The sequence below is a fragment of the Pseudoalteromonas shioyasakiensis genome, from assembly GCF_024518675.1.
Taxonomy (GTDB): Bacteria; Pseudomonadota; Gammaproteobacteria; order Enterobacterales; family Alteromonadaceae; genus Pseudoalteromonas; species Pseudoalteromonas shioyasakiensis_B.
In genome coordinates, this window is the sequence record NZ_JANIGL010000006.1 from 206,575 (window position 1) to 220,072 (window position 13,498).

The 13,498-nt window shown below is 41.6% G+C and carries 13 protein-coding genes; 6 read left to right on the top strand and 7 right to left on the bottom strand.

All coding sequences use genetic code 11. From position 1 onward, the window contains the following. Positions 1 to 8: 8 nt before the first annotated feature. The gene (locus NQT69_RS16185; RefSeq protein WP_256828710.1) at positions 9 to 596 is read right to left on the bottom strand and encodes a hypothetical protein; all 588 of its coding nucleotides are present in this window, start codon (positions 594 to 596) and stop codon (positions 9 to 11) included. A gap of 122 nt (positions 597 to 718) precedes the next feature. On the opposite strand from NQT69_RS16185, the gene NQT69_RS16190 reads away from it, so the two are divergent. From NQT69_RS16190 to NQT69_RS16215, 6 genes are all read left to right on the top strand, one after another. Then, entirely contained in the window at positions 719 to 1,189 is a 471-nt protein-coding gene (locus tag NQT69_RS16190) for a CreA family protein (RefSeq protein ID WP_256828711.1), read from the top strand. A 15-nt stretch (positions 1,190 to 1,204) separates the two neighbouring features. After that, positions 1,205 to 1,987, top strand: coding sequence for a hypothetical protein (locus NQT69_RS16195; RefSeq protein ID WP_256828712.1), 783 nt, complete (start codon positions 1,205 to 1,207; stop codon positions 1,985 to 1,987). Positions 1,988 to 1,991: 4 nt separating this feature from the next. Beyond that, positions 1,992 to 2,615 (top strand): LysE family translocator, encoded by a 624-nt coding sequence (locus tag NQT69_RS16200; protein WP_256828713.1) that lies wholly within the window; start codon positions 1,992 to 1,994, stop codon positions 2,613 to 2,615. Positions 2,616 to 2,627: 12 nt separating this feature from the next. Further along, positions 2,628 to 3,122, top strand: coding sequence for a gamma-glutamylcyclotransferase family protein (locus NQT69_RS16205; protein WP_256828714.1), 495 nt, complete (start codon positions 2,628 to 2,630; stop codon positions 3,120 to 3,122). Positions 3,123 to 3,141: 19 nt separating this feature from the next. Continuing rightward, positions 3,142 to 4,686 carry a serine hydrolase gene (locus NQT69_RS16210; RefSeq protein ID WP_256828715.1) on the top strand — a complete coding sequence of 515 codons (1,545 nt, stop codon included), beginning with the start codon at positions 3,142 to 3,144 and terminating at the stop codon, positions 4,684 to 4,686. Between the two features lie 69 nt (positions 4,687 to 4,755). Further along, positions 4,756 to 5,673, top strand: a complete 918-nt coding sequence (locus NQT69_RS16215) for a histone deacetylase family protein (protein ID WP_256828716.1) — start codon at positions 4,756 to 4,758, stop codon at positions 5,671 to 5,673. Here NQT69_RS16215 and NQT69_RS16220 read toward each other — a convergent pair. The 6 genes from NQT69_RS16220 to purH all read right to left on the bottom strand — a co-directional run bounded on the left by NQT69_RS16220 (position 5,659) and on the right by purH (position 13,354). Then, positions 5,659 to 5,955, bottom strand: a complete 297-nt coding sequence (locus NQT69_RS16220) for a DUF4144 domain-containing protein (RefSeq protein ID WP_256828717.1) — start codon at positions 5,953 to 5,955, stop codon at positions 5,659 to 5,661. The two genes, NQT69_RS16215 and NQT69_RS16220, sit on opposite strands and share 15 nt — an antisense overlap. 87 nt (positions 5,956 to 6,042) lie before the next feature. Next, a complete protein-coding gene (locus NQT69_RS16225) occupies positions 6,043 to 6,852 on the bottom strand; it encodes a DUF2797 domain-containing protein (RefSeq protein ID WP_256828718.1) in 810 nt (269 codons plus the stop codon). Between the two features lie 77 nt (positions 6,853 to 6,929). Then, complete coding sequence (locus tag NQT69_RS16230; RefSeq protein WP_256828719.1) at positions 6,930 to 9,443, bottom strand: EAL domain-containing protein; 2,514 nt, start codon at positions 9,441 to 9,443, stop codon at positions 6,930 to 6,932. 99 nt (positions 9,444 to 9,542) lie between these two features. Then, positions 9,543 to 10,826, bottom strand: coding sequence for a phosphoribosylamine--glycine ligase (gene purD, locus NQT69_RS16235; RefSeq protein WP_256828720.1), 1,284 nt, complete (start codon positions 10,824 to 10,826; stop codon positions 9,543 to 9,545). Between the two features lie 14 nt (positions 10,827 to 10,840). Then, positions 10,841 to 11,659, bottom strand: a complete 819-nt coding sequence (locus NQT69_RS16240; RefSeq protein ID WP_256828721.1) for a class I SAM-dependent methyltransferase — start codon at positions 11,657 to 11,659, stop codon at positions 10,841 to 10,843. 108 nt (positions 11,660 to 11,767) lie between these two features. Next, positions 11,768 to 13,354 carry a bifunctional phosphoribosylaminoimidazolecarboxamide formyltransferase/IMP cyclohydrolase gene (gene purH / locus NQT69_RS16245; protein ID WP_256828722.1) on the bottom strand — a complete coding sequence of 529 codons (1,587 nt, stop codon included), beginning with the start codon at positions 13,352 to 13,354 and terminating at the stop codon, positions 11,768 to 11,770. Positions 13,355 to 13,498: the final 144 nt, after the last annotated feature.

A 13,498-nucleotide genomic window follows, 5' to 3' on the forward strand; every position in this document is an offset into this window, starting at 1 on the left:
GTAAGCTCCTAAAAACGGTAAGTAAAACCTAAACTTGTTTGAAATTGGTTTAGTACATCGCCATCAAAATGCCATAAACATTGCTCATCTTCGTCGGTGGGCAAAGTGCAGTTAACCGTGCTTTCGTTGTTAACTATAGTTGCCAACCAGCGGGTTTCAAATAAAACCCGAGCTTTGTCACTAAACAAATACTCAACACCACCATAAAGTCCGCTGGCAAAGAATACGTCGTTACTTGTGAAGTTAGTTTGTACATAATTGGCGCCTAGTTGTGCACCTACATAACTATTTATATGATTGCTTAATGCTACTTCAACCGCACTTTGGAATAAAAAGTACTTCATGGTTATATCTTTATTATTTGTATTCTCAAGCTCATTGTTACTTTGTGCAAAGTAAAAACCGTAGCGTGCACGGTCAATATTTCTATCAATACTAAAGGCAAAGTGCTCACCATCGTTTAGCTCAATTTCTAGCGCTTCTTTGGTCTCAAGTGACTGATTAAAGTTTTTACCAGCGTATACAGTGACGGAGTAATCATCTTGGGCGCAAACATTGGCGATAAAAAAGCACAGCGGGATCAGAATCTTTTTCATTGTATAGGAGCTCGTTGTTGAAGAAATTTTCAGTTACTATTGAAGCATAGCTATTGTTAAAATGTAACCACGCAGCGCACTATTGTAGTGGATTTGTTGACACATTGAATAAAAGGAAAGGTATGAAATCATTAAAAGTAATGGGCTTATTGGGATTTTTAGCTTTGCAAGTAGGGTGTTCAGATGATGCTGCTTCAGTGAGTTTAGGGTTGTTTACCACCAAAGATATTAAAGTTAACTCTCAGCAAGACCCTTTAGTGGAAGGGGTAACGTGCCATATTAGTCATATTGAAGCCAACCTAGATTTTTCTGATCCGTCAGATATGTCAATCGCATGCCGACAAACTGGGCCAATCACCGCGGATCAATTACAAGCAATCGATCGTAGTAAATCAGGTGAGGTGGTGTTTAAATCGTCAAAAAGTATTTTATTTAAATCACTGAAAGTACGCCGTATTTATGATGCGCAAACACGAACGTTACTATATTTATCGTATTCTACCAAAGAGTCTACAGGTAGCCATCATCATGCCTTATCGACAGTGCCTTTATATAACACGCAAGCATGGCAGTGGGCACTACAGCAACAATAATCAAAAGAGTACTTTATGTTAGCGTTATTTAAATCCAAGCCCCTATTAGACACACAAGAGCAGCAGTGGTTAATTGATACTTTTATTTGGGCTGTAGAGAATTTCGACAGTGATTACTTTATTAATGAGACCCAATTAGTCCTGCCTAATCACCAATGCTTTCCTGATCCGGTATCAAGTATTGAAGAAATGGCAAGTAAAGTATTTGAACGCGTGGTGGGTTATGCCGGCATGCAAGCTTGGCCAATTCAACTAGTTGCGCCGGCGCAGTTGCAGCCTCAAGTTTTTCCACATTTTACATTTGCGCGAAGGTTGCGAGGCAAGCACAGTGAATTAGTTACGGCACCGCCACATAAGGTAAATGTGTCGTTCAACCCTAACCAAATAAATCAACCGCAAGATTTAGTGGCAAGTTTTGCCGGGACTCTTGCCACCATTATGATTCACCATGTGGGTGTTTTACCTCCTGGCGGTAAAGAGTTGCTACCACAAGCAACAGATGCCTTAGCCTGTTTTTTAGGTTTTGGTGTCATGATGAGTAACACGGTTTATCAGTTTAAAGGGGGCTGTGGCTCTTGTTATAACCCTTATGCCAATAGGCAAGCTGCCTTAACGGAAACGCAAACATTATTCCTGCATGCATTAGTATGCCACTTCAAAGGGCATCAAGACTCTAAAAAGTTCTTAAAATCACATTTACGCAGCCAATTTAAAAGAGCGCAAAGAGAAATCAAAGCATTAATTAATGACACTGCAAACCCTTTGTTATTAATACTTGATGAAAAGAAGGCCGGATAACAGTTTGAATTACTTAGATGAATTTTTTCTTATCGCTTTAGCACACTTTTTTGCAGTTGCCAGTCCAGGGCCCGACTTTGCGATTGTACTAAAGCAAAGTATCCAGCATGGTAGACGCAATGCACTGTGGACTAGCTTTGGTGTCGGGTTAGCGATATTACTTCATGTTGGCTATTGCTTATTAGGAGTTGCGGTTCTTTTAGCGCAATCGCCAGCTGTATTTATGACACTAAAATACTTAGCTGGCGCTTATTTAGCCTATATAGGATTACAAGCGCTACGAAGCGCTAAACCCGCTGCAAACACTCGCGAAGAAGTAACACAAAGCCAAAGTGAAGAGTCACTCTGGATTGCTTTTCGGCGTGGTTTTTTAACGAATGCCTTAAACTCCAAAGCGACCTTATTTTTTATGTCGTTATTTACCTTGGTGATCAGTCAAACAACACCGCTTTTGATGCAAGCTGGATATGGTCTTTATATGGCTGTTGCAACTTGGCTTTGGTTTTCATTTTTATCACTGGTGTTATCTAAACCTAATGTACGTGGCTTTTTTCAAAGAAGCGGTTATTGGTTTGACCGTGGTATAGGCGTGATTTTAATCGCGTTAGCAATACGCGTCGTTTTATAGGAGTAAATAAACATGGCACTTTATAATTTTTCGTTTGGCTCAAATATGTCGTCAAACCGATTATTGGCCCGCCTGCCTGAAGTTAAACGTGTTGGTACGGCTCGGTTAATCGGCTATGAGCTTACTTTTGATATGGTAAGTCTTGATGGCTCAGGTAAGTGCAGTGTTAAAGAAAGTGCTGAGCCTGGGGCGCAAGTGTATGGTGTTGTTTATCAATTAACTCCTGCGGAAAAAGAAGTGCTCGATAGCATTGAAGGGCCACGTTACGATTGTGTCGACATTGAAGTGACATTACTTGATGGCGAAAAAATAGCAGCACATTGTTATATAGCTAATACGACAGATGAGACAATCCTCCCCTATGACTGGTACATAGAGCACGTTCATCGCGGAGCGCTTGAAGCGGGCTTGCCAAATGAGTACAGTGAGAATATTAAATCTCGGCCAACCCGCCCAGATAGCGATAAAGTACGAGCTGCCGTAGAGTTTGCCGTACATCAACAATAATAAAACGCCAAGGAACGTTATGAAATTAACTAAACTCGCCATTGCTGCCTCATTATTAACTGGCTTTGCATTTAATAGCCATGCTGAGATAGACACTAAGCAGCTCAATCAAGTAATTGAAAATTCAATGGCACGTTTTGATGTACCGGGTATGGCAGTCGCGGTTGTCGAAAATGACAAAGTGGTGTTTGTCAAAGGCTTTGGTGTCAGTCATATAGATACCGGCAACAAAGTTAATAAAGATACCTTATTTGGTATCGCTTCAAATAGTAAAGCATTCACCGCTGCGGCATTAGCTAAATTGGTTGATGAAGAAAAAATCAGCTGGGACGATAAGGTCATTGATCACTTACCGGAATTTCGCTTATACGACCCGTATGTCACTCGTGAAATGACCATTCGAGATCTACTCAGTCATCGCAGTGGTCTAGGGCTTGGCCAAGGTGATTTAATGATCTGGCCTGATACCGATAAATCGGTTGAAGAGATTCTTGCAGGCTTAAAATACCTCAAACCTGCTAGCAGTTTTCGTAGTAAATACGCTTATAACAACTTAATGTTTGTCACCGCAGGTGAAGTGGTTGCCCGTGTATCTGGGATGAGCTGGAATGACTACATCGAAGAAAATATTCTTCAACCGTTAAAAATGAATAACTCCCGTGCTGGTTTTTCTCGTATTCCAAGCAGTAATAAAAATTGGGCAACAGGGCATATTCCAATGGATGGCAAGCTGAATCCATTCTTTGTTAATTACCTAGAAGATTTTCGCGGGGCAGGGGCGATTGCATCTAGCGTTAGTGATATGAGTCAATGGCTTCGTACACAACTTGCTGGTGGCAAAATGCCAAATGGTGAGCAGCTCTTTAGTGAAAAGCAGCAAGCGCAAATGTGGCACCCACATATTACCTCATTGGCGTCAGAAAAAGCCTATGAGGTATATCGTCAACAGTTTAGAGGTTACGGTTTAGGCTGGAGTATTGAAGACTTTCATGGGGTTAAAAAGCTTGGTCATGGCGGTGGTATTTTAGGTATGGTGTCGCAAGTTACCTTAGTGCCAGAGAAAAACCTAGGCATCGTTATCTTGAGTAACCAGCAAGCATTCAGTGCACTTTCTGCGATTACCTATGAAGTGTTAGAAGATGCTTTTGAGCTTGAAGATAAAGACTGGGTTGAGGATTTAGCGAAAAAACATTTTGAAGGAAAACAAAAAGCTTACGCTAATGCCAAACCTGAAGCGCCGGCAGATTACCAACCACAACTACCAAACATTAGTTACACCGGTACTTTGCATGATGATTGGTATGGTGATGTGGTAGTGGAAGAGTTAGACGGCAAGTTACGTATTGATCTTACTCATACTAAACGTTTAAAAGGCCAGCTTGAGCACTATACTGGCAATACTTTTATTGTGAAGTGGGATGAGAAACTACTCGAAGCAGATGCGTATATCGAGTTTAGTATGACGCCTAATAACCGTGTGCAAAGTGCTAAAATGCGAGCAGTATCAACCGCGGTGACAGACTTTAGCTTTGATTTTAGAAACCTTAATTTAAAAGCAAAGTAAACCAAAGTCGCAGAGCTACCATTTGGTGGCTTTGTTATTATGGCTCGATTAACTTAGTTGGAGCTTGGTATGCGTACCGCGATTATTTCTCACCCACATTGCCGTAAACATAAAATGATTGATGATCACCCTGAGTGCCCAGAGCGTTTGGATGCGATTGCCGATCGGTTATTGGCCAGTGGGCTTGATATTGCAGTCCAACAAAAGCAGGCACCTAAAGCGCAGCGTGAACATTATTTATTAGCGCATGACGAAGCCTTAGTTAATCACGTTGAGCGTACTTTACCCCTTGAAGGGCTTGTATCACTAGATGGTGATACATGGTTATGCCCTGATTCGCAAAAGGCTGTTGAGCGTGCAGTAGGTGCAGGCCTACTTGCCGTTGATGAAATATTAGCAGATAACCTTGATGCCGCATTTTGCTCGGTCAGACCGCCTGGGCATCATGCAACACGCGCGACATCTGCTGGTTTTTGTGTTTATAACAATTTAGCCATTGCGGTAAAGTATGCACAAAGCAAAGGGGTGAAGCGTATTGCCATTGTTGACTTTGATGTTCACCACGGTAATGGCACTCAAGATATTTTTATTGATGACGATTCGGTATTGTTTTGTTCGTTATTTCAATACCCTTTCTACCCTAATACTGCGGTTGAGAATAACGCCACACTGGTTAATTCACCGTTGCCGATTGCCAGTGATGGTTCAGATTTAAAAGCCTTATATGAGCAGCAGTGGTTACCTAAACTCAGTGTGTTTCAGCCTGAACTTATTTTTATTAGTGCAGGTTTTGATGCACACCTAGAAGATGATATGGCAAGCTTAAAGTTTGTGGAAGATGATTATGCTTGGCTTACAGAGCAATTAGCGACACTTAGTAAACAGTTAGGTTGCAAGGGGATCATCTCATACCTTGAAGGTGGTTATGCGCTGTCTGCGCTTGGTAGAAGTGCCATCGCTCATGTAAAAGCCTTAGTCGATAGCTAATAATGTAAATGCTTGAGCTGGGGTAAGCGAATCAATTTTCCCCAAGCAGCATTGGCCCTCTTTGGCTAGGTAGTCTTTTACCAGGTAGGCGAGCTCTTTTGCATTAAGCGGTGGGGTTTGCACGCCACTTAAGGTTTGGTAACCATGTACCTTATCTAGCATGATAATCTCATCTTTTTGCTGTTGGTTAAAACCGTATAGTGCGCTATCAATATCGCAAGCCTGCTCAATCAAGTCTAACTCTCCATTGTAGATAATGATGATAGGGTATGTGCGTTCCATATAGCCTCCTTACTGTGATAGAAACAAACAATTACTTAGTCAAGCTTGGATAATTGTTTGTATCTTTTTGTATATTTTGAGTCGAACTTATGCAACCGTTACTTCATAAGAAGTAAATTTACGAATGTTGATAACGCCGTTATCAAAAATTAAATACTGACCTTTTATACCTTGTAAAATACCACTGACTACCGGCTCTTTATCAAAGTTAAATGAGCTGATTTTTGTGGGGTATTGGCTGACAGGAAACTCAAGGTCGACCACTTCTTCATCTAAGTGCTCAATGGCTGTAGCACCAAATAACTCTGCAAGTTCATTTAGTTTATCAGCTATTTGAGGAATAAGCTCTGCGGCAGCCGCTTTAAGATCAAGGGTTTCGCTTTGACCTTTCAGCATATTCCGCCAGTTAGTTTTATCAGCAATAAACTGTGCCAGTGCAACTTCAACTAACCCTGACTGTAAGCGAGTTTGTACTTTAAAAATAGGTAACGCTTGGGTCGCACCTTGATCAATCCAGCGAGTTGGAATTTGCGTGTGACGGGTGATACCCACTTTAAGACCGGACGTATTTGCAAGATAAACATAATGCGGGATCATACAGTTTTCTTCGCCCCATTGCGGCTCACGGCAGGTGCCTTGATCATAATGGCAGGTTTCAGGTTTCATAATGCACATATCGCAGCTAGCGAGTTTACGCATACAAACAAAACAATGGCCTTGTGAATAGCTCTTTTTAGTCTTCTTGCCACAGTTAGAACATAAAATAGTACCGCTGAAGGTTAATGTGAGTTGTTTGCCAATGTATGCATTTAGATCAACTAATTCATCGCCCACAGGTAAATGGTATTGAATTGGTTGGGTTAGAGAAGATTTTAACTTCTTAATTGTGCCTTGCATCTTTACGCCCCTAAAGATGTTTAAAAAGGGGATTTTATCAGTAATTGCTATGTTTGTGGCAATTTTACCATGGCCGATTATGCCTTTTTACTTAACCAATCAGTGAAACTGCCAAAGGGCAGGGGTTTAGCGTAGTAATACCCTTGACTGAAATTAGCTCCCATTGCATTTAATAAGTCATGAGTATGCTTATCTTCCACGCCCTCAGCTGTAACGGTTATACCTAAATTATGGGCCATATCAATAGCAGTTTTTACCACCACTTTATTGCTAGCGTTTTCTTCAAGGTTGCTAATAAAGGAGCGGTCTATTTTTATACTGGCAAAAGTGTAATGCAGTAAATAAGTGAGTGAGGCGTAGCCTGTACCAAAATCATCCAGGACGACAACCACCCCCAATTTATGCAATTGCGTTATCAATGCTTGCATTTGGTGTTGGTTATTTATCAGTGCTGTTTCAGTTAACTCAAATTTAAGTTGTTTGGCAGGTACATTATGTTTGAGCAACACGTTCTCAACTTTTTCAGCCAGCTGCGCAATACTAATGTTTTTAGCACTTAAGTTTACACTCACGCAATGTTCGCTGTAGCCTAACTTATTGAGTGCTGCAATATCCTGGCATGCTTTATCTAATACCCATAAAGTGAGCTCGTTAATGAGCCCTGTACGTTCAGCTAACTGGATTAGCTGCTCTATGTTAATCTGTTGATATTGCTCTATGGGCCAGCGCAATAAAACCTCACTGCCTATTACTCGATTAGTGGCTAAGTCTAATTGTGGTTGATGGTACAAAGCCAGTTGATCAGTATTGATTGCATTTTGCAGCTTTGCTGCGAGATCAATATCCATGATCTGATCTGTTTGCTGTTGTGAGTTACTGATACGGCTAGCGGTATCTTTCGCTTCTTTTAAGGTGACGTACCCACGCTGTAGGCTTGCTTCAAAGTTATCAATAGCGTCTGGAAAGCTAATACCTACGGCATATTCTAGCTGTAAATTTAAGCCTTCAAGTTGGTAATGCTTAGGTAAACCTTTAATAACTTTAGTTAAGCATTGCGATAACTCTTCAGCAGTTTGGCTTTTAGTTGAAATACAGGCAAATACACCAGTGCCTAAATCAGCAAGTTTTGAGCTTGTGTCTAATGTGGAGTCTAAATAAGTAAATTGGCGCTCACCGACTAATTGCAGTTCAAGTGCGTGAGCAACATTGACTAATAAATCAATACTTTTACTTGGCGATAGTAAGGTATCAAGCGAATGAAAGTAGCGGATCTTAATCAAGCACAGAGTGTTTTGTCTTTGCTGTTGCTCAAGTGCCATATAAGCTTGCTTTAACATTGCACTATTAAGAAGTTTGGTTTGCTGGGTGTGAGTAGCATGATAAAGCGCTCGCTCTCTTTGATAGCGCACTCTATCAGCCAAGGCCATGGCCATGAGCACCACCTCGCATAATATGGCAATTAGAAATGCATGACGAAATATAAAGTTATAGGGCAGCACTCCTGTTAACTCTAATGGCTGAATCGCCGCACCTATAATGAGTGGTACCCATGAAATAACATAAAACTTAGCCCAGCGAAATCCACTGCGCAGCTTGTTATAAATCATGATAATACAGACGATATACAACAGTGATAAGACGCAAAAGAATATTGGCGCAGCAATATTTTCAGGCACAAACAAGCAGCTGATACCCAGCACAAACATTAAGCTCATTAAGTATTTACTAACTTTATACCGCCAACATTTTTCTTTATGGTAGCGTAAAAACATGGTGCAAAATGCGAGTGTAAATAACGCAATAGCGTAATTGCTCATCACAACATGTTTTTGAAAAAATAATTGCCATTGCAGCGGCCAAAGGTAAAAGCCAAAACCCAGTACACAGCCCATTAAAATGATGGCACTGATGATATAGCCTATATAAATTAAATAAACCCGGTCTTTAATGCCAAAAAACAGCACTAAGTTGTATAGCGCGGCCATGATCAATACGCCAACAAATATGCCCCAAATAGCAGCTTGTGAGCGAGTGAGATCTTGAAATTCAGCCTCGCCATATAGATTAACAGGAGTTTTGCTGATACCCGTGGTATCTATTTTCAATAGCAGTTTCTGTTTGCTCTGTGCTGCAATGGTTAACCGAATATGCGGTACACTGTATTGAAATAGGGTGAGATCAGGCTCTAAATCGCCAAGCTTTTTGGCTGTTAAAATCGTATTATCGTTACTCAAATGATAGACCGACAAATGATCTACCATAGGGTTATCAAAATGAGCGACTATTTTTTCTGCTTGCTGGCTACGGTTATCTAGTTCGATGAGTAACCAATAATTACGAGGTGCGAAATTCCAGTCTATCTCGGAAAAGGGCTGTTCAATAAAGCGGTCGATATTGTTGCTGAACTGGTCGATTTGTAGCTTTTTAGAATCATCCACCAAGTAGCGATGAGACAAATAAATAGGGGTTGTTTTATCTATCGTATATTTTGTTGGTGTGGCTAAATGATTGGAAAAATTGGCAATCACAAAGAACACGAAAAATAAGATAGCAATAGCGATAAAGTGATAACGAAGGTAATTTTTTTTCAATTTTTAACGTTCTTTTTTAGTACCTAGAAATGAGTGTAGCATTAAAAAGCGCAGATAAACTGCGCTTTTTATTAAATATTAACTGGTTATACCAATTAATTATTTTTCACGAGCAATAGCACGATAAGCTATATCAGTACGATATTCCATACCTTGCCAGCTGATTTCGTCTACAAGCTCATAAGCACGTTGCTGTGCTTCAGTCACTGTATTACCAAGAGCCGTGGCACATAAGACACGGCCACCTGCGGTTACTACGTTATCGCCGTCTTGCTTGGTACCTGCGTGAAACACTTTTTCGCCTTCAGCGTAACTGATTTTAAGGCCGTTGATTGTATCGCCTTTCGGATAGCTATCAGGGTAGCCTTTAGCAGCTAAAACCACACCTACTGCTGCGCGTGAATCAAACTCAATGGTGGTTTTATCTAGCTCTTCGCGATTTGCAGCTTCAATCAGCTCTACTAAATCTGATTGTAAACGTAGCATCATAGGTTGTGTTTCTGGGTCGCCAAAACGGCAGTTATACTCGATAACTTTAGGTGTACCATCGCTGTCGATCATCAGGCCAGCATACAAGAAGCCTGTGTATGGATGACCTTCGCTTGCCATACCTTCTACTGTTGGGTAGATCACTTCATTCATGATGCGCTGGTGGATTTCGTCAGTCACCACCGGAGCTGGTGAGTATGCACCCATACCGCCAGTGTTTGGACCTTTATCGCCATTGTAAGCACGTTTGTGATCTTGGCTGGTAGCAAATGGGAGTACATTTTTTCCATCAACCATCACGATAAATGACGCTTCTTCACCTTCTAAAAACTCTTCAATCACAACACGGCTGCCAGCTTCACCAAAGGCATTACCCGCAAGCATATCGCGAATAGCCTCTTCAGCCTCGTGCTCGTTCATGGCTACAATCACGCCTTTACCGGCCGCTAAACCATCAGCTTTTATAACAATCGGTGCGCCTTTCTCTTTTAAATAGGCAAGCGCAGGGTCGATTTGTTCAAACGTTTGGTAATCAGCAGTTGGGATAGCATGACGTGCTAAAAAGTCTTTAGTGAACGATTTAGACCCTTCAAGCTGGGCTGCACCGGCGGTTGGACCAAAAATAGCTAAGCCGTGTTCACGAAACTTATCAACAACACCTAATACTAGCGGCACTTCTGGACCAACAATGGTCAGCTCAACATTATTTTGTTGTGCAAAGCTAAGAAGCCCATCAAGGTCTTCAACGTTAATTGCTACGTTCTCAAGTTTTGGCTCAAGGGCTGTGCCCGCATTACCTGGAGCAACATAAACAGTGTTTACTTTTGTATTTTGAGCGGCTTTAAACGCTAGTGCGTGTTCGCGGCCGCCGCTGCCAATGACTAATACATTCATGGCGAATATCCTATTTAAAGCGGTTTTTTAAATTTCAGCGTCATACGGTCACTTTCACCAATGGCTTTATACTTAGTAGCGTCTTGTTCGCCAAGTCTAAGGCTAGGTGGTAGTGTCCATACACCCTTAGGGTGATCGGCTGTATCAAGAGAGTTTGCATTTATGTCACTGCTTGCTTCAAGTTCAAAACCTGCTTGTTTGGCAAGTGCGATAACGACACTTTGTTTCATATAACCCGATGATTTTTGCATTTCATCATTACGCTCTTCAGGTAAGCGGTGCTCAACCACACCTAATGTGCCACCTGGCTTAAGTGCTTTGTAGAAAGACTTAAAAGCGTTTGCGGCTGCGTCTTTATCTTTACTCATATACCAGTTGTGTACATTACGGAAAGTTAAAACTAAATCAGCGCTACCAGCGGGTGCAATGTCTAAATGTGTAGAAGGTGCAAACTCAGTAATTTTTACCTTACTGAAACGTTCATCTTCAGCGACTTTCTTTTTAAAGCCAGCAAGTGAACGTTGATAATAGCCAACAGATGAATCAGCAGGGAAGTGCGCGGCATAGTACGTGCCTTGCTCTTTTAGTGCTGGCGCTAAAATTTCACTGTACCAACCACCACCAGGGGCAATTTCAACCACGGTCATTGTTGGCTTAAAACCAAAAAACTCTAGGGTTTGTACTGGATGACGGTATTGATCGCGTTCAGTGTTACGTTCTGTCGCTTTAACTGCATGGGTTAATGCTGAATCATGGCCGTGATTATGAGCAACGGCGGCAGTTGCAGTGACAGCTAAAGTAGCAACCAGTAATGTTTTTAGTGCAAATTTCATCGTCTGTTCCTTCACATTATAATTTTCAAAGAGGTTATAGAATAAGCAGAATACGTGAATTTGGTGCAAACAAAAAGAGCTAACTTATACAGCTAGCTCTTTGTGTGATTAGTGGCGGAAGTGACGCATGCCAGTAAACACCATTGCCATGCCAGCTTCGTCAGCTGCAGCGATAACTTCTTCATCGCGCATCGAACCACCTGGTTGAATTACAGCAGTAATGCCGGCCTCTGCAGCTGCATCGATACCATCACGGAATGGGAAGAATGCATCTGATGCCATTACTGAACCTTTCACTTCAAGGTTTTCATCGGCTGCTTTAATACCGGCGATTTTAGCTGAGTAAACACGGCTCATTTGGCCAGCACCAACACCAATTGTCATACCATTACGGGCATATACAATGGCGTTTGATTTAACAAATTTAGCGACTTTCCAGCAGAATAATAAATCTTTCAACTCTTGCTCAGTAGGCTTTCGCTTAGAGACAACTTTTAAGTCGCCTTGAGTAACCATACCTAAATCACGGTCTTGAATTAACACACCGCCATTAACGCGTTTGATGTCGTGGCCTGTGCCTTTAGCAGAGAACTCACCACACTCAAGCAAACGTACATTTTGTTTAGCCGAAACAATTTGAGCAGCTGCATCAGATACTTTAGGTGCGATGATTACTTCAACAAATTGACGTGCAACAATCGCTTCTGCAGTGTCGGCATCAAGTTCTTGGTTAAACGCGATGATGCCACCAAACGCAGATGTAGGGTCTGTTTTGAATGCGCGATCATAGGCTTCAAGAATGTTTTCACCGATTGATACGCCACAAGGGTTAGCGTGTTTTACGATAACACAGGCTGGCACGTCAAATTCTTTAACACATTCAAGGGCCGCGTCAGTGTCTGCAATGTTGTTAAACGATAAGGCTTTACCTTGAAGTTGTACGGCTGTTGCTACAGAGGCTTCTTGTACGTCGTTTTCAACATAAAAAGCCGCATCTTGGTGTGAGTTTTCACCATAGCGCATATCTTGCTTTTTCGTGAACTGCATATTGATGGTACGTGGGAACTTTGTTTCCTCTGCCGCTTCTTCAGTGTAGTCAGCAACCATTTTACCGAAGTAGTTAGCAATCATGCCATCATACTGTGCGGTGTGTTCGTAAGCGGCAATGGCAAGATCAAAACGTGTTTTATACGTTGTTGAGCCATCATTGCTTTGCATTTCGCTGATCACGCGATCGTAATCTTTTGCATTTACTATGATAGTCACGTGTTTGTGGTTCTTAGCTGCGGCACGAACCATAGTTGGGCCACCGATATCAATGTTTTCAATGGCATCTTCAAGGCTGCAGTTTTCTTGAGCGACGGTATTCGCAAAGGGGTATAAGTTAACTACAACAATATCGATAGCAGAGATGTTATTCTCAGCCATTACGTCTTCATCTTGGCCACGACGCGCTAAGATGCCGCCATGAATTTTTGGATGAAGAGTTTTTACGCGACCATCCATGATCTCAGGGTGACCTGTGTGGTCAGATACTTCAGTGACTTTAATGCCGTTATCAGCAAGTAATTTACAAGTACCGCCAGTTGATAAAAGTTCGACACCTTGTGATTCAAGTGCACGAGCAAATTCAACGATACCTGTTTTATCTGACACACTTAGTAGTGCGCGACGAATTGGACGATGTGTATCCATTGTAGTTTGATTACCTCAGTGTTTGAGCTAGCTTAGAAAGGCGCTATTTTAACTGAATATCGCTTAAAAAACGATAATTAAAGGGTGAGGATTTTTAAAGATATAAAAAAAGCACCCGAAGGTGCTTTTTTAACATGGCAGTGA